Here is a 23,116-nt window from a genome sequence, read left to right as displayed (position 1 = left end):
CGGCCGGCCGTGCTTGAAATCCCGGCCGCGAAGGGCCAATCACCCGAAATGACCACCGAGCCCCTCTCCCCCAAGCCGTCCGACGGCGCCGCGACCCTGCTGACCGTCTGGAAGGCCGCCCAGGCCCGCCTGAAGGGCGGACGCATCGACAGCCCGGCCATCGACGCCCGCCTGCTGCTGGAAGCCGCCGCCGGCGCCAGCCGCATGGACATTCTCACAGACCCTTACCGGGTCGTCACCCCCGAGCAGCAGGCCGAGTACGAGGCCATGGTCGAACGCCGCCTGCGCCGAGAGCCCGTCTCGCGGATCCTCGGCAAGAAGGGCTTCTGGAAGATCATGCTGAACGTCACCCCCGACGTCCTCAGCCCCCGCCCCGACACCGAGACCATCCTCGACATCGCCCTGCTGGCCTTCGCCAAGACCCAGGCCTTCAGCATCGCCGACCTGGGCACCGGCTCGGGCGCCATCCTGCTGGCCCTGCTGGCCGAGCGGCCGGCGGCCCAGGGCGTGGGCACCGACATCTCGACCGAGGCCCTGGCCGTGGCCAAGGAGAACGCCGCCAACCTGGACCTGAACGAGCGCGCCGCCTTCCTGAGGACCGAATGGGCTGCGGGCTTCGGCGACGCGAGCTTCGACCTGGTGGTGTCCAACCCCCCCTATATCCCCACCGACCACATCCCGACCCTGGACCCCGAGGTCCGCGACCACGACCCGCACCTGGCCCTGGACGGCGGCCCCGACGGGCTTCAGGCCTATCGCGACCTGGCCCCCGAGGTGAAACGGATCCTCAAGCCCGGCGGCGTCTTCGCCGTCGAGATCGGCTGGGACCAGGGGCCCCAGGTCAAGGCCCTGTTCGAGGCCCAGGGCTTTGCCGACGTCAAGGTGATCAAGGACCTGGGCGAACGCGACCGCGTCGTCACCAACGGGCCGGACCCGAGGACCAATCCGATCCCGCAGGAGTGAGGGCGGGGGCCGGACCGGCGTCCTGAAAACAGCGGCGAGAGCGTCGCATTTGGTCTGCATGGCGGGTGCGCCTGTCGTAAAAACAGGGTGACAAAGCGCCAAAAGCGCCAACCCCGATCTGAACATCAGCCATGCCTCCCCTGGTTCTGAACCTTCGCGGGCGACAGGATGGCACGGTTTTCGGGGGTGGTTAGGAGAGGGCGGCTTGACGGGGTCAACGCCTTGATAAGGCGGAGGTTCGCGTCTCGAATTGTGCGCGTTCGACCGCAGAGGCGGACCTTCCCCCGCTTGCGGGGGAAGTGGCAGGCCGTGGCGCGCAGCGACACGCCTGACGCGCCCCGCCCCGTCACCCTCCGGGTCGCGTCGCTGAACCGGGGAAACCCTCATCGATGGGCGGCGTCCAGTTCGGGTCATTGACCGGATACCAGCCCTCAGCCAGATCGCGCCAATCGGGGTTGGCGGCCTCGATCAACTGCAGCTTCCAGTCCCGCAGCCATTTCTTGAGCCGTTTCTCGCGGCGAATGGCCTCCACCACCCAGACATGCTGTTCGAACCAGACCAGCCGGGTGCAGCCATAGGCCTTGCCGAAGCCGTCAAAGGCGCCGGTCCGATGCTTCCACACCCGCGCCTCCAGGTTCGCGGTCATGCCGACATAGAGCGTCCCGTTGCGCCCGCTGGCCATGATGTAGGTGGCGATGAAGGTGCGATGGGTCGGCATTTTCACAACCTATACGATGCGTCACCTCTCGTCATCCACGCCTCCGCCCTCCTTTCGTCATCCTCCGGCGAGCGCAGCGAGACCGGGGGACCCAGCGGCGCGCGAGAGCGCGAACCTGTCGCGGAACAGGTCTTCCCGTATCGCGCGGCGGAGAGATTTCGCCTGACGGCGCCGCTGGGTCCCCCGGTCTGCGCCGCGAAGACGCGGCTTGCCGGAGGATGACGAAAGGCAGGGAAGGAGGCTCAATGCACCCGCGCCTTCCCGATCTCCAACCCGCCCTCGCCGGCCGTCACCGCAATCACCCCGCCGTCCTCGATCTCGCCAGCCAGCAGCTTCCGCGCAATCGGGTCCACCAACTCCTTCTGGATCACCCGCTTCAGCGGCCGCGCCCCATACGCCGGGTCGTAGCCCCGGTCCGCGAGCCAGGCCAGGGCCGCATCGTCCAGCGACAGGTTCAACCGGCGGTCGGCCAGCAACTTCTCGAACCGTGACAACTGGATCCGCACGATGCCGCCCATCTGGTCGCGGCCGAGGCGGTGGAACAGGATGATCTCGTCGATCCGGTTCAGGAACTCGGGGCGGAAGTGGGCGCGGACGGCGTCCATGACATAGGGGCGGACGGCTTCGACGTCGTCGCCCTCGCCCTGTTCGGCCAGATACTGGCTGCCCAGGTTGGAGGTCATGATGATCAGGGTGTTGCGGAAGTCGATGGTTCTCCCTTGACCGTCTGTCAGGCGGCCGTCGTCCAGCACCTGGAGCAGGACGTTGAAGACGTCGGGGTGGGCCTTTTCGACCTCGTCGAACAGGACGACCTGATAGGGGCGCCTACGGACAGCTTCTGTCAGGGCGCCGCCCTCGTCATAGCCGACATAGCCGGGAGGGGCGCCGATCAGGCGGGAGACGCTGTGCTTCTCCATATATTCCGACATGTCGAGCCGGGTGATGGCCGCCTCGTCGTCGAACAGGAACTCGGCCAGGGCCTTGGTCAGTTCGGTCTTGCCCACGCCGGTCGGGCCCAGGAACAGGAAACTGCCCAGGGGTCGGTTGGGGTCGTTCAGGCCGGCGCGGGCGCGGCGCACGGCGTCGGAGACGGCGGCCAAAGCCTCGTCCTGACCCACGACGCGGCCGCCCAGGGCGGTCTCCATCTGGAGCAGTTTCTCGCGCTCGCCCTCCAGCATCTTGTCGACGGGGACGCCGGTCCAGCGGCTGACGACGGCGGCGATCTGTTCGGCGTCGACGACCTCGGGCGTCAGGGGGCCCTTTCCGGAGGTTTCGTTGGCCTCGGCCTCGGCCAGTTGTTTTTCGATCTGGGGGATCTGGCCGTAGGCGATTTCGGACGCGCGGCCCAGGTCGCCGGCGCGCTGGGCGTTGGTCAGTTCCAGACGCAGGCGGTCCAGGGTTTCACGCAGTTGCGCGCCCTGGCCTACCTTGTCCTTTTCGGCCTTCCACTGGGTGGTCAGGTCGTCGGACTGGCCTTCCAGATCGGCGATCTCGTCCTCCAGCTTTTCCAGCCGGGCCTTTGAGGCCTGGTCGGTCTCCTTCTTCAGGGCCTCGCGCTCGATCTTCAGCTGGACCAGGCGGCGGTCGATCTCGTCCAGGGCCTCGGGCTTGGAGTCCACCGCCATGCGGACGCGGCTGGCGGCCTCGTCGATCAGGTCGATGGCCTTGTCCGGCAGGAAGCGGTCGGTGATGTAGCGGTTCGACAGGGTCGCGGCGGCGACGATGGCGCTGTCGGAGATGCGGACCCCGTGGTGGACCTCGTACTTCTCCTTCAGGCCGCGCAGGATGGAGACCGTGTCCTCGACCGTCGGTTCGGCGACGAAGACCGGCTGGAAGCGGCGGGCCAGGGCCGCGTCCTTTTCGACGTGTTTGCGGTATTCATCGAGCGTGGTGGCGCCGACGCAGTGGAGTTCGCCGCGCGCCAGGGCCGGCTTCAGCAGGTTGGAGGCGTCCATGGCGCCGTCGCCCTTGCCGGCGCCGACCAGGGTGTGCATCTCGTCGATGAACAGGACGATCCCGCCCTCGGCCGCCGAGACCTCGTTCAGCACGGATTTCAGCCGCTCCTCGAACTCGCCGCGGTATTTGGCGCCGGCGATCAGGGCGCCCATGTCGAGGGCCATGACGGTCTTGTCGCGCAGGCTCTCGGGCACGTCGCCGTTGACGATGCGCAGGGCCAGGCCCTCGACGATGGCGGTCTTGCCGACGCCGGGCTCGCCGATCAGGACCGGGTTGTTCTTGGTCCGCCTAGCCAGGACCTGGATGGTGCGGCGGATCTCCTCGTCGCGGCCGATGACCGGATCGATCTTGCCGTCGCGGGCGGCCAGGGTCAGGTCGCGGGCATAGCGTTTCAGCGCGTCGTAGCCGTCCTCGGCGCCGGCGCTGTCGGCGGTCTTGCCCTTGCGCACCTCGGCGATGGCGGCGTCCAGCTTGTCGGCGCTGGCGCCCGAGGCCTTCAGCACCTCGGCGGCGACCCCGCCCTCGCGCGCCAGGGCGGCCAGCAGGCGTTCGGTGGTGACGAAGGCGTCGCCGGCGGATTTCGAGGCTTCCTCGGCGGCGGCGAAGACGCGGGCGGTGTCGCCGTCCAGATAGAGCTGGCCCGAGCCGCCGCTGACCTGGGCGCGCTTCTTCAGCGCGGTCTCGACATCAGCCTCGGCGCGTTTGGCGTCGCCGCCGGCGGCGGTGATCAGATTGCGGGCCAGGCCGTCGCGTTCTTCCAGCAGGATCTTCAGCAGGTGTTCGGGGGCGAACTGCTGGTGCCGGCGGGCCAGGGCCAGCGACTGGGCGGACTGGACCGCCTGTTTGGCGCGGTCGGAATAGAGATCGAGATTCACGAGACATCCCTTCAAGAAGCGGACAGGGCCGACGCATCCTCGGATGAGCAATGCATCGGCCGTCGTCGTTCAGGTGGGCGTCGGTCAAAGCCGCCGCAAGGGTCGCCCGGCGCCGATCCTCCGCCGCCTTGTCCGGGCTCAGCCCGCCGGCGGCGGGGTGAAGTCGAACTGCTCAGGCCGTTTTTGGCCGCCGCCGAAGTTCCAGGTGAAGCCGACATAGGCCGCCCGACCGCCGAAGGTCTGATCGGTGCGATCGCGGAAGGCCGGGGTGTCGAGGGTGGTGGTGGAGCCATAGTCGTCGAACAGGTCGCGCACCGTCATCTGCAGCGACCATTTGTCGTTCAGCTTGTGGCGGTAGCCCAGGTTGACCAGGACGGACTGCTCGCGCCGGCCCTGGGCCAGAAGCTGATCGCCGCTCCATACGCTCGAGACCTGCACAAAATCCTTGGGCGTGGCCTGCCAGTTGAGGGACAGCCGGCCCGACACCGCCTCGCCGGTCCGGTCCTCGGCGCCGATGATGCCGCCGGCCTCGATCTCCTGACGGTACAGGTTGAGGCTGGCGTTGTAGCGCAGGGTGGGCGCCAGGGCGCCGCTGGCCACCAGCTCCAGGCCGGACGAGGTGCTGGAGCCCAGATTTTCGGGCCGGGTCAGAAAGACGCCGCCGCCCAGGTCCGTCGTCGCCTGGGTGAAGGCGCCGCTGGTGTCGCGATAATAGAGGGTCGCCTGATAGAAGGTCTGCTGGACCCGTTTCTGCCAAGTCAGCTCGAAGGAGTCCGTCTCCTGCGGCTCCAGGTCCGGGTTGCCGGACCGATAGTTCTGGGGATCGCCGAAGGTCAGGAAGGGGTTCAGCTCAGCCGGGCCGGGCCGCTGGATGCGGCGGCTGTAGCTGGCCTTCAGGCTTTCGGTCTCGCTGAGCTGATACTGGAAATGGCCGGTGGGATAGGCGCGGAAATAGTCCTGGGACGTGGTGATGCCGGTGGTGACCTGATCGAGGTCCAGGTTCGCCTGTTCCAGGCGAAGGCCGAACTGGGCCGACAGTTTCTCGCCGAAAGGCCGTTCGTAGGTGGCGTAGAGGGCGTGGACGGTCTGATCGACGTCGAACCGGTTGGTCACCAGCGGATCAGGCGTCAGCGCCGCCTTAGACGGCCCGCGCGCGACGGCGTTGTCCTGCTCAAGCATGGTCGCCTGCAACTCGTAGCCGAGGCGCAGCTTGCCGCCGCTGGACAGGGGCCGGACATAGGCGCTGGTGAAGCCCAGCTGGTCCTGGCGGTTGCCGGTGTCGAGGACTTCGAGGAAGGGGGCGACGACCGGAATCAGCTGATCGACCAGGGTGTCGGAGCTGTAGCCGAACCGGTTGCGGTCGAACCGCAGCTCATTGGACCATTCCTGGCCCTTGTCGTCGAGCCGGCGCAGCATTCGCCCCGTCACGCCGGAGAACTGGCCGTTGAAGCCGCCGTCGGAACGGCGACGATAGGCCGAAACGATCCCGCCCGCCGCGCCGTCCGTCTCGGACAGGGCCAGACCGCCGCCGCCGGCGTCGACGTCGGTGTGGCGCAGTTCGGCGACGAACTGAGTCTTGGCGTCCAGATTGTACTCGGCCGCCAGGCGGACGAAGGCGCTGTCGGAATCGCCGTCGATCGACTGGGTCTGGCGGGTCTGAAGATAACGGCCCGAGCCGGCGTCGAGACGCTCGCGTAGGCGCTCGAACTCGGAGACATAGAGATCATGCCGCAGGCCGACGTCGGCCGACAGCGTCGTCTTGCCGCTGACGTGGGCGATGGAGCCGCCCATGTTGTAGCGGCCGCCGTCGCCGATATTGGCGCGGATCGAACCGCTGGTGGTCTGGCCCGGACGCACGGCGGTCGGCTTGGTGATCAGGTTGATGACGCCGCCGGATCCTTCGGGGCTGTAGGCCGCCGACGGATTGGTCATGACCTCGACGCGCGAATATTGTGACGCCGGGATCTGTTGGATCATCTGCCCGCGACTGGGGCCGTTGAACTGGGTCGAGGGCCGACCGTCCACCAGGATGGTGACGTTGGAATCGCCGCGCAGGCTGACATTGCCGTCGGGATCGACCTCGACCGAAGGCAGGTTGCGGAGCGCGTCGGCGAGCGTGCCCGTCGTGGCCTGGAGGTCATTGGCCAGGCTGTAGCTCTGGGAATCGATGGAGGTGCGGATCTGATCTGCACGCCCGGTCACCGTCACGTCGCCGACCGCGGCGGGCGCTTCCTGAGCCGGAGCCGGCTGGGTTGCGGGCTGCTGGGTCGTCGGCCGGCCGGAAGACGACTGGGCGCCGGTCTGAGCGCCGGTCTGGGCCGGAGTCGAAGGCCCCGTCGTGACCGGCGCGCCCGCAGACTGAGCCCATGCTCCACCCGCAATCCCCGAAAAGGCGACGCCGAGCATAAGCGCGAATTTGAAGGATTTCATAGTTTTGCGATCCCCATACGACCTCCCGGCGTCAAGCCGTCCCCGTCGCGACGCACTTGAGATACCGAGGACGCTTTGAAATGCAAAGTTACTTCTTGTCCATATGATTACGGCTTCGTCACAATGGCGGCCGCACAACCTGGGGAGGGCGGGCGCGGGCGCGCTACAGCCGCGTCTCCCAAGCGGTCCAGGCGGCGATCAAAACCATGCCCCCCGCCATCAAGGCCCGAACACCGGGGCCTTGGCTACGCGCGATCAGGCCGCCGGCGCGGGCGGCCAGAACGACGATGAGACTGTGGACGGCCAGGCTGATCACCACATGGAGTCCGCCCAAGGCGAGCGCCTGAGGCAGGGTCGGGCCGTGGTCGGGGCGGATGAAGCCGGGCAGCAGGGCGATGTAGAACAAGGCCGCCTTGGGGTTCAGCAGATTGGCCGTCAGCCCTCGCAGGAACAGGGCGCGTCGCCGATGTTCGATCTCTTGCGTCGGCTTGGCCGGATCGCCCTCGCCTCGCCACGCCTCCCAGGCGAGCCAGAGCAGAAACCCGACCCCGGCCCAGCGTACGGCCTGATACAGGGCCGGCCATTTCAGCACGATCTCGGTCAGGCCAAAGGCGGCGGCCAGCATCCACAGCGTCAACCCCAGGGTGATCCCCGCCACCGCCGACAGCCCCGCCGTCCGGCCTTGAGACACGGACAACAGCGCCAGCCAGCCCATATTGGGGCCGGGCGTGAACTCGATCAGAATGACCGCAACCAGGAACGGCAGGATCACGCCTGGATCGACCGGCCCGTTCGTCAGAAATTCCATCGCGCCTCCAGCCCGAGGTCTAGGCCGTGTCGGGCCCTGGGTCCAATCGTGACGGCGGGCCTTGGCCGGGCGTTGCATTCGGCCGGGCGGGGCGGCTAAGCCTTGGCCGTCCTTCGTCGGAGTGCTTCCATGACCATCCGCCTGTCGCGCCGCGCCCTGTTCGCTTCCGGAGGCGCTGCGGCGCTGGCGGTCCAGTCCGCCCCCGCATGGGCCCAGGTGGCCAATGACGACGCCGTTCTGGCCGAGGCCGTCGACGCCTATGTCAAAAAAGCCATGGCGGCCTGGCCCGAGCAGCCGGCCCTGGGGATCGCCGTGGTCAAGGATGGAAAGCCGGTGCTGACGCGCGGCTATGGGGTCAAGGTCCAGGGCAAGGCCGCCCAGGCCGACGAACACACCCTGTTCGCCATCGCCTCCAACAGCAAGAACGTCACCGCCGCCGCCCTGGCCATTCTGGTCGATGAGGGCAAGGTGAAATGGGACGCCCCCATCAAGACCTATCTGCCCGACTTCCGGCTGGTCGACCCCTATATCACCGACCATATCACGGTGCGCGACACCCTGAGCCACCGAGCCGGGTTCGGCCTGGGCGCCGGCGACCTGCTGTTCTGGCCCAACAGCGACCGGACCCGGGCCGAGGTCCTGGCCCAGGCCGCCTTCGTGCCGATCGAGGATGGGTTCCGCGCCGCCTATCACTACTGCAACCTGATGTTCGTGGTCGCGGGGGCCGTGATCGAGGCCGTGTCGGGCCTGACGTGGGAGGCCTTCGTCCAGACTCGCATCCTGGACCGGGTCGGCATGACCGAGACCGTGCCCCTGGCGCGGCTGGCGGATCCGGCCAAGTCCGCCCTGCCCCACGGCCGGGTCGGGCCGCCGCTGCGCTATCAGGGGGCGATGACGCCGATCGCGGCCTCGATCGTCGAGGTGTGGAACTGGGATTCGGCGGCGGCGGCGGGCGGCATCTGCACCACCCCGACGGACTGGGCCAAATGGATTGCGGTGCGGCTGAACGACGGCCTGCTGCCCGACGGGACGCGGCTGTTCTCGGAAGCGGCGGCGCGCGAGATGGTCCGGCCCAATATCATCACCGGCAGTTCGCCGGGGCCGACGGCGGAACTGCCGAACCGGGCCATCGCCTCGACCTACGCCATGGGATTCCAGGTTCAGGACTATCGCGGCGAACGGCTGATCAGCCACGGCGGCGGCTCGCCCGGCGGGATTTCGGCGACCGTGCTGATCCCCGGCCGCAAGACCGGCTTTTGCATCTTCTCCAATGCCGAGGAGAGCTTCCTGCTGCGGGCGCTGCGCTCGGGCGTCGCCGACCTGTGCATGGGCAAGGTGGATGTGGACTGGATCGCAGACTCCAAACGGCTGGAGACCGAGGGGAACGCCAAGTCCATCAAGGCGGCGGCCGAGATCGACGCCAAACAGGCGGCGGGCGCTGCGCCGGCCCTGCCGCTGGACGCCTATGCCGGAACCTGGCGCGATCCCTGGTACGGGGACATCGTGATCGCCCCCAAGACCGAGGGGCGCGGGCGCAATCGCAAGACCGGCCTGTGGCTGAGCTTCACCCATACGCCGGCCCTGCAGGGATGGCTTGAGCCCTATGACGGCGAGACCTTCCGCACCCGGTTCCCGGACAAACGGGAAGAGGACGCCTTCGTCACCTTCAGCATCCAGACCGCCAAACCGGCCACGGCGACGATGAAGGGTGTCTCGCCCGACATCGACTTCTCGTACGACTATCAGGACCTGAGATTGACGCGGCTCTAGGGAGGCAATGATCCGCACACGGATAACATAGGCCGCGCATGTGCACAGGGCCGGCTGTACTGCCGGCCCAGACGTCACGACAGCCGCACCCTGACTGAAAAACCTCTGCGCTTTCGCGAGGGACATGAAGGCACAATGAACCCGCCTCGACCGCCTCGCCGCCGAACCACCCCCCGCAATGTGAAGCATTCATAAAGTTTCGGCGGGCTGCACGGACGGCCGCGTCCCTTGAGCTTGGGGGCATATCTCAGCTCCGGTTCAGGGACTGCGGTCGATGAAAAATCTTTCGTTCAAAACAAGACTTCTCGCGTCGTCGATGGCGCTATTCTCCATGGTCGCAGCGGCGCAGGCCGCCGCTCAGGACAGGACAGCCGCCGCGAGCGAAACCGCCGAGGTCGGCGAAATCGTCGTCGTCGGCACGCGCAACGACGCCATCCGCACCCAGATGCGCAGCGACAACGCCGTCAGCGTCATGTCGGCCGAGGATCTGGAACATACGGCGGTTCACAACGTCGCCGAGGCCCTGGCCCTGCTGCCGGGAATCAGCGTCCAGAACACCGGCAACTCCTTCTTCGGCGGCGTCGACGGCGCCTCGCGCGGCGAAGGCATGTTCGTCGGCGTCCGCGGCATGAACTCCGAGTTCACCCTGGCCCTGATCAACGGCGTCAATGCGGCCCAGGGCATGCCCTATTCGCGCCAGGTGCAGCTGTCGCTGCTGCCGCCGTCGGGTCTGAAGACCATCGTGGTCAACAAGAACTCGACCGCCAATATGGACGGCGACGCGATCGGCGGCACGATTGATTTCGTCACGCCTTCGGCCTTCAGCATGGCCGACGACTATGCGTCCCTGTCGGTCTCCGGCCGAGTCGAGAGCCGCGCCCGCGACTATGACGAAGACGGTCTGGGCGGCGGCGTCAGCGGCGAGATCGCCCGCCGCTTCGGCCAGGGCGAACAGTTCGGCCTGTATGTCAGCGCCTTCTACGACAAGCGCAACTTCGCCAACTCCATGATCGCGGGCCTGATGGCGGCCCAGAACGACGGCGGCTGGGCCTATCTGCATTCGGCGACAAACTCCGGTGAAGGCACGAACCCGGCCGGCGTGGACCAGGAAGCGAATCTCGCCCTGACCGGCCTGAACTTCGGCGTCTCTACCGGATACACCGAGCGTTTCGGCGGAAACTTCTCGCTGGACTGGCGCGCCGACGACAGCCTGGACGTCTATCTGCGCGGCTCCTACGCCTTCGCCGAGACCCAGCAGAATTCGACCCTGAACCAGCTGATCCAGAACCGCGCCCGCGTCTCCAACGCGGCGACCGGCCTGTACGACCTGAACCTGACCAACTCGTCGGTGCGCATGTGGTACACCACCAATCCCGAAGATGCGGACCTGACCACCCTGACCTTCGGGGCCGTGAAGCGTCATGGCGCCTGGACCTTGTCGCCGTCGATCTTCTACTCCTATGGCGGCAATGATCGTCCGGACCATATCGAGGCCTCGATCCGCAACAACCAGTCGGACAAGTACAACACCGGCTCGCTGCTGCCCTACAGCGGCCTGTTCGCCGGCTATGACAAGGACGGCTATCCGATCCCGCTGCTGACCCCGGCGCAACGCGACCTGATCAACAACTCCGGCAGCGCCCTTCTGGCCCGCCGCGCCGGCCAGAGGACCGAACAGTTCTCGAACCAGCAGAAGGTCGGCGCCCGGTTCGACGCCCAGTACGACTTCGACGGCGGCGCCCTGTCCTACGTCAAGACGGGCGTGAAATACGTCGAGAGCCATCGCCGCGTCAGCAGCCACGACTGGACCAACGATCATTTCGCCAATCTGCTGGGCCGTCCGGGCGTGACCTGGAACGAACTCGGTCTGGTCGAGGGCTATTTCGACTCGGGCTATCCCGGCCTTTACGACTTGCGCGCGCCGAAGGTGAACCACGACCGTCTGGTCGAACTGTTCAACCAGTATTTCGACGCCGAGGCCGCAGCGGCCGACCTATGCTACCTGAACTGCAACACCCTGAAAGGCGACGAGAATGTCGCCGCCGCCTATGTGACCGGCAAGTGGGATATGGGCGCGGTCGAGGTCATTCCAGGCCTTCGCTTTGAACACACCCAGATCGAGAACACCTACTGGAACAACGACGACAAGGCGAAGCGGTTTGAGTCCAACTCGACCGAGTACAACGAGTGGCTGCCCAGCCTGTTCGTCAACTATCGCCCCAACGATGAGGCCGTGTACCGAGCCTCGATCACCCGCGCCTATATGCGCCCGGCCCTGGTTCAACTGGGCGGGTCGGAGACGACCGAACGGGGCGACAACTCCATCACCGTCACGCGCGGCAACCCCGACCTGGAGACGCTGAAGTCCTGGAACTTCGACGCCTCCGCCGAGTGGAGCAACGACTTCGGCGGCTACGCCATGGTCGGCGGCTACTACAAGCAGTTGTCGGACTACATGTATGACAACGGCTCGACCACCGTGAACGGCGGCGAGAACGGCGTCGGGACCGACTACAACGGCGAGATCTTTGATCGCGTGACCATCGTCTCGCCCACCAACGGGGGCGACGGCTACGTCAAGGGCATCGAGATCCAGCTGTACCAGGCCTTCGACATGCTGCCGGGCTGGCTGTCGGGCTTCGGCGCCGGGGCCAACTACACCCGTCAATGGACCGAGGTGGACATCGGCGGCGGCGAGAAACACCGGATGCAGAACGCGCCGGACGAACTGGCCAACGTCAAGCTGAACTACGCCTGGCGCAACCTGACGCTCGATCTGAACTGGAACTACGCAGGCGAGACGGTCACGGCCTACAACCGCGTCGCCGGCCTGGACTACTGGACCCGGCCGATCCGTCGGACCGACCTGCACGCGGGCTATGCGTTCGACAACGGGGTGATGCTGGACCTGTCGGTGTCCAACCTGTTCGAGGACTACAGCTATTGGGCGCACGTCGGCCGCAACAGCCTGGCGCTTTCGGACGTGGTCAATTCCGGCCGCACCACCCTGCTGACGCTGAAGTACGACTTCTGACGTCGGCACGGGGGCCCGGCGCGTTCCCCAGCGCGCCGGGCCGCCTTCATCAAAGACCTTGCATGATCCGTTCGTTCGCCGCCGCCAGTCTTTGCATCCTGATCGGAGCCGGGAACGCGCTGGCCCAGACGCCCCGCACCACTGCGGCGATGGACCGGTTGCGAACGGCGGCGAACGAATTGACGGACGCCCGCCTGCGGGCGGAAACCCTGTCGGCGCTGCAATCCCGGCCCTGCGTTCGTCACCGGGTCGATCTGACCGCCGCCGATGAGGCGGCGATCCTGGACGCCCTGCGCGCCCAGGGCCTGATGTCCGCCCCGGTCGACGCCGCCGAGATCCAGGACCAGAGGGCGGCGGTATTCCCGACGGTCGCCGGCTCCGCCGCCTGCCCCACCCCGCTCCAGCCTTTAGAAGCGGCGCCTGGCGGCAATGCCGGCTCGCATCACGACTGGCCCGGCGGTCTGGTCGACCATGAACAGTTCAACCTGCGCCTGGCCCGGTCCCTGGCCGCTCTCTACGAGGCCGAAAGCGGACTTCCGGTCGATCGCGACGTCCTTGTCGCTGCGGTGCTCTGGCACGACTGGGCCAAGGCCCTGGTCCTGACGTTTTATCCAGACGGCCGTCTTGCGGAGGAACGGGCCATAGCCGGGGCGGGCGCGCACCATGTGCTGGGGCTGGCCGAGGCCATGGCGCGCGGCCTGCCGCCAGCCCTGATCCTGACCCAGGCCTGCGCCCATGTCGCCCCGGTCGGCGAGGACAGGCGCAAGGTCGAGGCCTGGCTGAAAGCCGCCGCCATCATCGCCCGAACGGAGTGGACCCTGCCCGCCGTGGCGACCCGCGAATGCCTGATCAGCAACGCTGCGGACGACAACTGGATTCACGCCGAGACCTCGGTCCAGGTCGCCGACGCCGTCCTGGCGCGACTGGCGCCGCGCTTCGGCCATCCGACGACAGACGACGCAGACTACCGGGTTCGACTGCGCAATCCGGCGCTGAAAACCTTCGGCGCGGACAGGATCAGGGCGCTGTTCGAGCAACAGGGTGAGGACGGCGTCGAGCGGGATCTTCGCGCCTCGGGCTTCTAGAAAACGCGCTTCAGGGTCACGGCCACGCGTCGACCGGAATCCACCACGTCCGAAAGGGCGGTGCTGTCGCGTCCGACATGGGCCCAGTAGGAGTATGCGCCGGTCAGGTTGGTCACCGTCACATCCAACCGGGTGCGATGGTCGAACCGCCAGCGCGCGCGGGCGTCCAGCCGCGCCACGGACCGGACCCACAGATTGTCCCAGTCCCCCTCGGCTTCAAGGACATTGTAGGCAGACAGATAATCGTCCGTGTAGTTCAAGCTCAGAAACACCGCCGCGCGGCCCTGTGAGTAGGCCAGTTCCGCGTTGCCCAGCCATTGCGGCGCATTGACCATCGGCTGCGACCGGCCCAGCACCTGGCCAAGATCCACTCGTGACCACTGACGGCTCAGATTGACGTCCAGGGTCGCCTCCCCGCCCAAGCCGAAGGGATCGCCCAACGGCAGGAACCATTCCACCTCCAGGCCACGCGTGTCGCCGCGCCCCCCGTTTCGCGGCGTGACGATACGATAGTCTCCGTCCTGCGGCGCCACCCCGACGCCAAGGCCGGAGCCGCTTTCGTAAAGATAGTGATCGATCCGCTTGGCATAGGCTGAAAGACTCAACGCGCCGCCCCCCGGAAGCCATCTCTGGTGCGACAGATCCAGGTTCCAGGCGCCGGCGCTTTTGAGGTCGGGATTGCCGCGCGTGACCGTGGTCACCCCGTCCAGGGTCTCCGTCCGCGACCCGCCGCCCAGTTGCATGAAGGCCGGCCGACTGTACGACCGCCAGACCGCTGCACGCCAGACGCCGCGATCGTTCGGCCGCCAGGACAGGTTCACACTGGGCAAAAATGCGTCATAGGCGCTGCTGTTCACGCCCCAGCCGCCCGGCGTCTCGACCCCTTCCTGCTCGGACATCACCCAGAAGCGGTTGACGATGTGCGTCCGCTCGTAGCGCAGGCCGAACTGGGTTTCCCAGCCGCCGACGACGCGGGTCGCCATGGCGTAGACGGCCTGAACCGTCTCGCGTCCCGACTGGGTGTTGCAGTTCAGATTGTCGACGTACAGGGTTCCACAGGTGTCAAAACTCTCGTCCGTGCGATTGGCCTCAAACAGGGCTTCCAGCCGGTCGTGATCGATCCGGGGGATCGACCAGTCGTACAGACCCGGAAAGACCTGGGCGTAGGCGCCCCGCGCGATTCCCAGCGCCTCCCAGGTCAGCCCGGGCCTTTGATACAGGTCGGCGAAAAACCCATTGGTCCAGTTTCGGTCGGTCAGATCCCGATCGCTCCGCGTCAGCTTGGCGCCCACGCGCAAACTGCGCCACGCTCCGCTGTCGGGACTGAAGCTCAGGCCGAAGCCGCCGCCATAGCGAAGCTGTTGACTGAACTGTTCCGTGCGCTGGCCCGCGCGGCGCGCCAGCAGCGTCGCCCCGGCCTGATCCAGATCCTGGAACACGCTGTGCGGCCATTGTGGAACCGGCAGACCGTCGCGATAGGTCACGGTCACACCGCCGAAGGCGCGGGGCGACTGGCCGATATTGTAGGCGTCGTTCTGATTGATCCAGGCCGACGCCTCGAGGTGATCGGGCCGCGCGCTCTCGCCGCGACTGGCGAACAAATACGGCGAAAAACGCCAGCGCCCTTCGACAGCCTCGGCGGTCAGGCTGGCTGTGGACAGGGAGACGGTGTCGGGATTGGTCTCGTACCAGACCCGCGTGGACAGACTCTGGACCGACAGGCGATAGACGCCCGATCCGTCGTCGCTCCAGGACTGCGGCCCGCTGACCACCTGGCTGAAGGTCGAATTCTGCTCGGTGTGCGCCCGAGCATGGGTAGCGTTCAGACGCAGGTCCAGCCCCGGCGCGGCGCGCCAGTCCAGCGCCATGGCGTAGTTCTGCTGCCGGCTGCGGCCGCTTGAGACTCCGACGTTCAGACTGGTCTGGATCAGGTCGTCCTGAGGCCGGGACACATCGATCGGCCCGCCGGCCGCCGAGTTCGACCGACTGTAGGCCCAGCCTCGGTCGTTCTGCGCCGCCATCACCCCCGCCAGCTCCGAGTTGACGAAACTGCGGTCCTCGTAGGCCGCCGCCGCATAGAGGCCCAGCCGTCCGTCGGCGAACTGACGCCCGTGCTCGACCCGGATAGCCTCGCCGAGACCGGATTCGCCGTACTCGCGCGCCCGCGTCTCGACACGTCCGCCCAGGGTGACGGCCGTCCAGGGCGAGCGGGACAGGTCCGCCGGACCAGGCGTCTGGAAATCCAGAGCGGCGCCGATGAAGTCGCCGTCGAGATCAGCTCGGCCGGTCTTGTGCACCACCACGGTCTGAAAGGCCTCGGGCGGAAGCAGGTTCAACTGCACCCCGCGCGAATAGGGCAGGCCCTGCGCCACGGATACGCCATTGATCATGCTGAGATTATATTCGGCGTTCAGGCCGCGGTAGGCGGTGTACAAGCCTTCGCCGCGCGACGCCGAGTCGATGCCGCCGATAAAGGATCGGCCGGTGTTGATCACGGTCATGCCCGGAAGGTCGCCCAAGGCCTCGGATAGGTTCTGGGCCGAGCCCCGGGCCATGTCCTCGCGCGACAGGCTGCGGACCGCCGACGGCCCTTCCAGGTCGCTGGCCAGGCGGCGTTCAACCCCGGCAAGGTCCAGGCGGCCGGCCACGACCTGGATCGGCTCGAGCTCAGCGGTCGGCGGGGAGGCGGGCGGCGCCTGGGCATGCCGTGGACGGGCGACAATGACGAAGGTTCGGGCGTCCACCCGTCGCGCTTCGAAACCCGCATCGGCCAAGGCCAGATCGAAAGCGCGGGTCACCTCGATCCGACCGATCACGGCCCGGCTGCGCCGTCCCTCCAACCGTTCCGCCGGGAACAGAATCTGCACCCGTCCCTGACGCGCCAACTCCCGCAGGGCCGAGGCCATGGGCTGGGCGGGAACATCGAAGACCGGAACGCGCCCCGCGGCCAAGGCCGTCGACGGCAGGACAACCGCCATCGCCACGCCGCCGATAGACCGTAGAAAAGGGTGACGACCGTCACAGCCCATGTGGGACGATCCGTGAATTAACCCCGCGACTGCGCGGTTTCTAAGGTCCGGCTGCAATGGAATGATGACATGACGTCATCTGATTTGGCGGCCTGTCGACGCGGCTGCGTCACTTGAAGTACAGGCTCAAGCGAGTTCGGATGTTTGACGGCGTCGCACCATCGATGACAGCTTCACAGAAGCCGACAGACGCCCAGAGCCGGGCTGCGGCGATCATGGCCGAACTGCTTCAGCGGTTCGACACACGGCTGCGTCGGCATCTGGTCCGGTTTCTCGCGCCCGCCGACGTCGAGGACGCGCTTCAGGACATTTATCTGCGTTTGACACGGTTGGCCTCCGGCGTCCCACCGCCTGAGTTCAACGCCACCTATGTATTCAAGACCGCCGACAGCGTGGCGCGCGATCTTCGTCGTCGCCGGATGGGGCGCGGCGGCGATCGCCACGTCGAAGTGCCGGACGACCTGGCCAACGACGCCCCCTCGCCCTTCGACGAATTGCGCTGGCAACAAAACGCCGACCTGCTGCGCCGCGCCATCGCCGGCCTGCCGCGCGACCAGCGACTGGTGCTGATGATGCACCGGATCGAGGGGCTGACCCTGGTGGAGATTTCAGACCGCAGACGCATCCCGCTGCGAACGACCCAGCGTCTGCTGGCCGATGCGCTTGCCACTTGCCGACACAGGCTTAAGGATTGTGGATGGTTCGAACAGTAATTCCCTTGCGCCCCCCGATGCCCCCCTCGGCGCGCCCCCCGGTGCGCGACGACGAAGCCGACGCCTTCGTCGCGGCTCGCCTGGCTGAGGAGCGGGGCGAGGTCGTCGATCCGCGCGCGGCGTCGGAGATCGACGACGTCTGGGATGCGATCGGCCAATTGGACGCCTCTGACTTCGCCGTGGACGAGGTGAAAACACGTCCCGCGGTGAGCCGCCGCGCCTGGCTGGTGGGCGGGACGCTCGCCGCCGGCGTCGCTTTCGGCGGCGTCTTCCTGTGGCGTGCACAGCCTGTCGTCCACGAGACCAGCGTTGGCGAGCGTCGCACCGTCGCCCTGCCCGACGGCTCCCAGGTCACGCTCAACACCGCCAGCCGCATAGAGGTTCGGTTCGGCGGCGGTCGCCGTGAAGTCGTTCTGGCCGCCGGTGAAGCCTTCTTCTCGGTGCAGCGACAGGCCGATCATGCGCCGTTCGACGTCTTCAGCCACGCGGCGCAAATCCGCGTCACGGGCACCCGGTTCAACCTCTATCGGCACGCGGCCTTCACCGACGTCGATCTGCTCGAGGGCGGCGTTACGGTGGGCCCGGCGAACGGCCAGACGCGCGATCCGGCGAACGCCGCTGTAAGGCTCGCGCCCGGTCAGGCGGTGCGCGTCTCCGCATCCGGTCGCCCCGGAAGCGTCACCAGCGCGCGCATCGGACGGATACAAGACTGGCGCAGGGGCCTGGTCAGTTTCGACCGAACCCCTCTGCCGGTCGCCGTCGCTGAAATGAACCGGTACAGCCGCGCCCCCCTCCGGCTGGACGACGCCGCGCTTGGACAACTGCGGATCGACGGCGTGTTCGAGACGGGCGACACCGCCGCCTTCGCCAAGGCGCTGCACGGTCTGTACGACGTCGCCGTTCGCCAGGACGGCGAGGCGTGGCGCCTGTCGTCCCCCTCCGGCGCGACGAACGCTCGTCGCTAAAGGCCGGCCTGAGCCCTGGGTGGGTCGGATCGGCTGTAGCGTGAGGCGCAGCGCAAAGGAGGGAGTCCTTTCGTTCAAACGGCCCAGCAGCCGCAGGCCGCACCCCTGGCCTTAGCTCCTCGCTCGAACCGAGGCGCGTTCTACCAGAGAGACGTCGAACACCGTCCGGCTGCGTGCGCCGGGCCCGTCGGCGATGCGCTGGACCAGGGTCTCGATGGCCGAGACCGCCATGGCTTCGATCGGCATGTCGATGGTGGTCAGAGGCGGGGCGTTCAACGCCGCCCAGGGAATGTCGTCAAAGCCTATGACCGATACGTCGTCGGGCACAGTCAGCCCGAGGACCTGGAGGTGGCGCATGACCCCGATGGCGATCATGTCCGAGCCGGCGATGACCGCCGTGACCGTCCGCTGGTCCAGAGCCGCCTTCACGGCGGGGTCCAGATCCAGGGCGAAGGCGTTCTCCACCCGCCAGGCCACGCGAGCCTGCTGCTGAAGGATCTGGACGGCGCCATCGGCCCGCTCGCGGGCGCTGGAGGCCGCCTGGGGGCCCGATACGACGCCGACATCGACATGGCCCGCCGCGATCAGATGTTCGGCCGCCAGCCGCCCGCCCAGGGCATAGTCGGCCAGAACCACGTCATAGTCCGGCAGGTTGCGATCCAGCACCACGACGGGAATTCGGTCCATTTCCGGCACGGGGCGGCGGCCCTTCGGATTGCTGTCGTCTATGGGGAACCACAACAGGCCGTCCACCCCCTGATCGATCAGGAAGCGGATGGCGGTGCGTTCCTCCTCGGGCGCGCCGCCGGTGTCGGCCAGAAGCACATTGTAGCCCTGGCGACGGGCGGTCTGCAGCACGGCCTGGGCCAGGCTGGGGAAGAAGGGGTTGGTCAGATCCGGCAGGACCAGGCCGAGAACGCCCGTCCGGCCCGTCTTCATGGCCTTGGCGCTGGTGTTCGGCCGATAGCCCAGGCCGGCGGCCACCTGAAGAATATGGGCGCGCGTCGCCTCGCCGACGGACCCCGAACCATTGACCGCATAGGAGGCGCTGGCCAGGGAAACGCCCGCCGCCCGGGCGACGTCCTTCAGGGTCGGGCGGCGAGAACTGTCCATTCCGTACGGAAAACCTAGGTTGAAGGCGATGCGCGCCCCGCCGCCCTCAGTGGGCAGCGGGGCGTTCGAGGTCAAGCGGCTCAGAAACGCGCCCGCAGCGATACGGTGATCGTGCGGGGCGCGCCGACGAAATAGCGATCCAGGGTGCGGACGTTGGGTCCGGAGGTCAGGCCGAACTCCGGCTGGGTCGCCGTGGAACTGCTGACGGCGGCGATGTAGGTCTCGTCGAACAGATTGTCGACGTTGAGCTGCAGCCGTGTCGAGGGCAGGCTGGCCCGATCCAGATCGTAGCGGGCGGTCAGTCCGACCACCGTATAGGCGTCCAGCATCTCGACCCCGACCTCGCGGAAGGTGGTCGGGGCGATGATATGGCCCCCGACCCGCTCGCCGACATGGCGGGCGCTCAACTCCAGACGCAGGGCCTTCGTCGGCGACCATCCGGCCTGGGCGAACAGGGAGTGACGCGGAATATCGCGCACCCGCGCGCCGCCGATGATCCCCAATGAGGCCAGGGTGGCGCGATCGGCGCTGCCGGCGGCCGGGTCGTCGTGGGTCGCGTCCTGATAGGCGTAGGCCGCATAGAGATCGAAGACGCCCAGGTCCTGGAAGCCGGTCAGCTCCACGCCGCGCGAGGTCTGGCCCAGGGTGTTGGCCGCACGGGTGGCGACATTGCCGCGCACGATCTCGTCGGGGTCCAGGGTCGCGGTCGGGTCGCGCGGGACAATGCCGACGCCGTTCTCCAGATCGACGTCATAGGCCTGGATCGAAAAGGCGCGGTCGGCGGAGACGTAGCGCAGGCCCAGGTCCAGATTTCGGGAGTGAATCGGCTCAAGGGCGTCCGGATCGATCACCGCCGTCGAGCCCAGGAAAGCATCTTCCGGAATGCCCGAGAAGTTGCGGGCGTATCCGCCGAACACTTCCCAGTCCGACGTCAGCCGCCAGGTCGCGCCCAGCTTGGGATTGACGTCCGAAGCCTGCGAGAAGGCCAGGTTCGCCCGGTACTCCAGCGGCGATTTCGCATCATAGCGGACATCGTACCAGGTCGCGCCCAACGCCAGTTTCAGCCGCTCGTCGAACAGACGGACCTCGTCCTGGGCGTACAGCATGACGGTCTCGACCTCCGCCTCGCGTTCGTACTCGACATAGTTCAGCTGGCCGCGGTCGTAGGCGATGCCGCGCACCGGATCGGTGAGGCGATAGAAGTTGCGGCTCTCGCTGGAATCGCCGCCCTCATACCAGGCGCCGATCCGGACGGTGTGGCCCTGGATCAGGTCCTGAAGTTTCAGCTCCGACGTCAGGCCATAGCGTTCGCGGTCGCGAGGCGTCACCCGCATATCGGCCGGGCCGCCCACGGCGTTGCTGTCGCGCGTCGTGATGAGCGCCGGCCGGATCGCGCCGCCGTTGGCGTTATAGCCGGTGACGGCGCGCGGATCGGTTCCGGTCAGGCGGCGCGCGCGGTCCTGATAGCGGTAGGATTCGCCGTCCAGGGTTTGGTAATAGGGGTTCAGATCCAGGCTGATCCGATCGTTCAGGACCAGATGGCCGTTGATATAGGCCAGCAGATCCTTGCGCACGCCGCCCAGGGCGCCGCCGAAATTGACGTCCTTGGCGGGAATGCCGGTGACGGCGTCGGTCGCCTGATCGCCGTGCGGATCGGCCTCGAACTCGCCCTTGGTGACGATGTTGAAGTCATTGTCGGTCTGGTCGTTGTAGGAGACGCGGCCCTGGAGGCGGGATCCGTTGTCGAAGACTTTGCGCAGTTTGAGCTCGTAATGGTCGCGTTCGCTGGAGCGGCTGTCGCGCCCGGCCCAGATGTCGTTCTCCTGATGCGAGGCGGAGACATAACCGGTCAGACCGGGCGCGAACTCGCCGAAGTCGGCGCGCGCGTACAGGCGGCGGAAATCGAACGAACCCAGGCCGGCCTCGACCGTCAGGCCGGGCTCTCGACTGGGAGTGTCGGTGACGAAGTCGATGAAGCCGCCCAGGGCGAAGCGCGAGGGCGCCCCGATGTCGGCCGCGCTCTGGGAAACGACAATCCGGCCAATATTGCTGGATTCGATGAAGCGCGTCGGCGGGGAGCCGCCGTTGAAGCGGGCGTCGCCCGTGGGGACGCCATCGATCGTCAGGCCGATCTGCTCCTTGTTCAGCCCCCGCATATAGAGTTCGAACGAGAAGCTCCCCCCACGGGCGTCGCCGGTGGAAACCTGCACGCCCGGAATTTTGACCAGGCTCTGCATGATGTCGGCCCCGAGCGGGCGTTCGCCGATGTCTTCGGCTCCAAGAGTGAAGCTCGCCCGTGTCAGGCCCGAGCCGAACCGTTCGGCGGTGACGACGACAGCGCCGAGGTCGTCAGTCGCGGACTCGATCTGCTGCGCGGATACGGTCGTCGATTGCGCGAACGCCAAGACCAGCGCGCTGGACGCCAGCCACATTGATTTCTTCATGTCTCAATCCCCCATGAGCATCGCCTTAGCGAAGTGAAACGTTTCATAATCGTTCAGCGTGACAAACGGATTTCGACTCAGTGACGCTTTCCTATTCCGCGGCCAAGCATCGGATAGCCCCAAACACATCAGCACTTCCTGGCTCAAAAAAACCTCTGGCCCAGACCTACGCGCAATGAAACGTTTCATTATGAGTGACGAGGCGGTGAGGGCGAGCACCCTCGTTTCGCACCTCAAGGAACGCCCTGTTCCTGCTCATGTGCGATCGGCCGATATGCGAACAGATGGCGACGTCGAGGCCGTCAGGACCACTGAAGGCCGGCTGACCCAAATCCTGAAATTCCTGGGGACGAGAAATTCGACCAATTTAGCCGATCACTTAAGAGCTGCTCAGTCCTCCACAGCCCCTCACGCGCCAAGGGGTTCTTAACCGCGCAGGAACACGCGTCCGGAACCGGAGTGCGCAGGCTTCGCCAGAGCTCGCTTCGGCCAATGATGGCTCGGTACAGGGTCGGAACTCTGGTTCGGAAATAGTAGGAACCACCGCGACGAACGACGTTCGTGACAAGCGACATTGGGCCTCTGCGTGACAGCTGTGCGTAACAGTGCTGCACGTCTCGACGTAAGGCTCTGATTGACAACGCCTGGTGGAGCCGAGGGGAGTCGAACCCCTGACCTCGTCATTGCGAACGACGCGCTCTACCAACTGAGCTACGGCCCCGTTTCCATTGCTGGATCGGGCCTCCAGGCGAGCGCGGGACATAGAAGGCGCGCGGGCGTGGTGTCAACGGGCTTGTGCGCGCAATCGAAGCAGGCGCGCACGGAAGATTGTGGGATGGGCCGGGTACGGCTAGAAGCCGCAGTTCGCGCCTTGCAGGAGAATACATATGGGCACCGCCCTGGTCTGGCTTGTGAACACCGTCATCGGCCTGATGGTCTGGTTCATCATCATCCAGGCGATCCTGAGTTGGCTGTTCGCCTTCGACGTGATCAACCACCGCAACCGCTTCGTCAGCCAGATCGCCGACTTCCTGGACCGGATCACCGCCCCGATCCTGGAGCCGTTCCGCCGCGTCATTCCGCCCCTGGGCGGGATCGATATTTCGCCGATCGTGGCGCTGCTGCTGCTGCAGTTCGTCCGCATCCTGTTCAACGCCTCCGCCGCCCCGATCCTGATCGGGATGCTGGGCTGAGGCGACACGGCGGTCGGGAT

15 protein-coding genes and 1 tRNA gene are annotated in these 23,116 nt (G+C 66.9%); 7 read left to right on the top strand and 9 right to left on the bottom strand.

Features of this window, described 5'->3' with window-relative positions; all coding sequences use genetic code 11:
- The first annotated feature begins 48 nt into the window (after positions 1 to 48).
- A complete protein-coding gene (gene prmC / locus ACW170_RS05865; protein ID WP_492088729.1) occupies positions 49 to 963 on the top strand; it encodes a peptide chain release factor N(5)-glutamine methyltransferase in 915 nt (304 codons plus the stop codon).
- Positions 964 to 1,309: 346 nt separating this feature from the next.
- On the opposite strand, the gene ACW170_RS05860 is transcribed toward prmC, so the two are convergent.
- The 4 genes from ACW170_RS05860 to ACW170_RS05845 all read right to left on the bottom strand — a co-directional run bounded on the left by ACW170_RS05860 (position 1,310) and on the right by ACW170_RS05845 (position 7,750).
- Positions 1,310 to 1,681 (bottom strand): GIY-YIG nuclease family protein, encoded by a 372-nt coding sequence (locus ACW170_RS05860; RefSeq protein ID WP_492088728.1) that lies wholly within the window; start codon positions 1,679 to 1,681, stop codon positions 1,310 to 1,312.
- A 242-nt stretch (positions 1,682 to 1,923) separates the two neighbouring features.
- Positions 1,924 to 4,512, bottom strand: coding sequence for an ATP-dependent chaperone ClpB (gene clpB, locus ACW170_RS05855; protein ID WP_492088727.1), 2,589 nt, complete (start codon positions 4,510 to 4,512; stop codon positions 1,924 to 1,926).
- A 138-nt stretch (positions 4,513 to 4,650) separates the two neighbouring features.
- Entirely contained in the window at positions 4,651 to 6,942 is a 2,292-nt protein-coding gene (locus ACW170_RS05850) for a TonB-dependent receptor domain-containing protein (RefSeq protein WP_492088726.1), read from the bottom strand.
- 163 nt (positions 6,943 to 7,105) lie between these two features.
- The gene (locus ACW170_RS05845) at positions 7,106 to 7,750 is read right to left on the bottom strand and encodes a LysE family translocator (RefSeq protein ID WP_492088725.1); all 645 of its coding nucleotides are present in this window, start codon (positions 7,748 to 7,750) and stop codon (positions 7,106 to 7,108) included.
- A 129-nt stretch (positions 7,751 to 7,879) separates the two neighbouring features.
- Between ACW170_RS05845 and ACW170_RS05840 the strand changes: the two genes are divergently transcribed.
- From ACW170_RS05840 to ACW170_RS05830, 3 genes are all read left to right on the top strand, one after another.
- Positions 7,880 to 9,520 carry a serine hydrolase gene (locus ACW170_RS05840; RefSeq protein WP_492088724.1) on the top strand — a complete coding sequence of 547 codons (1,641 nt, stop codon included), beginning with the start codon at positions 7,880 to 7,882 and terminating at the stop codon, positions 9,518 to 9,520.
- Between the two features lie 316 nt (positions 9,521 to 9,836).
- Positions 9,837 to 12,554, top strand: a complete 2,718-nt coding sequence (locus tag ACW170_RS05835; protein WP_492088723.1) for a TonB-dependent receptor — start codon at positions 9,837 to 9,839, stop codon at positions 12,552 to 12,554.
- Positions 12,555 to 12,616: 62 nt separating this feature from the next.
- Positions 12,617 to 13,639 (top strand): hypothetical protein, encoded by a 1,023-nt coding sequence (locus tag ACW170_RS05830; RefSeq protein ID WP_492088722.1) that lies wholly within the window; start codon positions 12,617 to 12,619, stop codon positions 13,637 to 13,639.
- Here the strand turns inward: ACW170_RS05830 and ACW170_RS05825 are convergent.
- Positions 13,636 to 16,617 carry a TonB-dependent receptor gene (locus tag ACW170_RS05825; RefSeq protein WP_492088721.1) on the bottom strand — a complete coding sequence of 994 codons (2,982 nt, stop codon included), beginning with the start codon at positions 16,615 to 16,617 and terminating at the stop codon, positions 13,636 to 13,638. The genes ACW170_RS05830 and ACW170_RS05825 overlap by 4 nt on opposite strands.
- A gap of 215 nt (positions 16,618 to 16,832) precedes the next feature.
- On the opposite strand from ACW170_RS05825, the gene ACW170_RS05820 reads away from it, so the two are divergent.
- The gene (locus ACW170_RS05820; RefSeq protein WP_492088720.1) at positions 16,833 to 17,381 is read left to right on the top strand and encodes an RNA polymerase sigma factor; all 549 of its coding nucleotides are present in this window, start codon (positions 16,833 to 16,835) and stop codon (positions 17,379 to 17,381) included.
- Between the two features lie 41 nt (positions 17,382 to 17,422).
- Positions 17,423 to 18,346 carry a FecR family protein gene (locus tag ACW170_RS05815; protein WP_492088719.1) on the top strand — a complete coding sequence of 308 codons (924 nt, stop codon included), beginning with the start codon at positions 17,423 to 17,425 and terminating at the stop codon, positions 18,344 to 18,346.
- A gap of 111 nt (positions 18,347 to 18,457) precedes the next feature.
- Here ACW170_RS05815 and ACW170_RS05810 read toward each other — a convergent pair whose 3' ends face one another.
- From ACW170_RS05810 to ACW170_RS05795, 4 genes are all read right to left on the bottom strand, one after another.
- Complete coding sequence (locus tag ACW170_RS05810) at positions 18,458 to 19,534, bottom strand: LacI family DNA-binding transcriptional regulator (protein WP_492088718.1); 1,077 nt, start codon at positions 19,532 to 19,534, stop codon at positions 18,458 to 18,460.
- 5 nt (positions 19,535 to 19,539) lie between these two features.
- Positions 19,540 to 21,903 (bottom strand): TonB-dependent receptor, encoded by a 2,364-nt coding sequence (locus tag ACW170_RS05805; protein WP_492088717.1) that lies wholly within the window; start codon positions 21,901 to 21,903, stop codon positions 19,540 to 19,542.
- Positions 21,904 to 22,205: 302 nt separating this feature from the next.
- A complete protein-coding gene (locus tag ACW170_RS05800) occupies positions 22,206 to 22,478 on the bottom strand; it encodes a DUF6538 domain-containing protein (protein ID WP_492088716.1) in 273 nt (90 codons plus the stop codon).
- 70 nt (positions 22,479 to 22,548) lie between these two features.
- A tRNA-Ala gene (locus tag ACW170_RS05795) sits at positions 22,549 to 22,624 on the bottom strand.
- Between the two features lie 166 nt (positions 22,625 to 22,790).
- On the opposite strand from ACW170_RS05795, the gene ACW170_RS05790 reads away from it, so the two are divergent.
- Positions 22,791 to 23,096, top strand: coding sequence for a YggT family protein (locus ACW170_RS05790; RefSeq protein ID WP_492088715.1), 306 nt, complete (start codon positions 22,791 to 22,793; stop codon positions 23,094 to 23,096).
- Positions 23,097 to 23,116: the final 20 nt, after the last annotated feature.

The sequence above is a fragment of the Brevundimonas sp. FV2ps16 genome (assembly GCF_058681075.1).
This window is presented reverse-complemented; position numbering and strand designations above follow the sequence as displayed.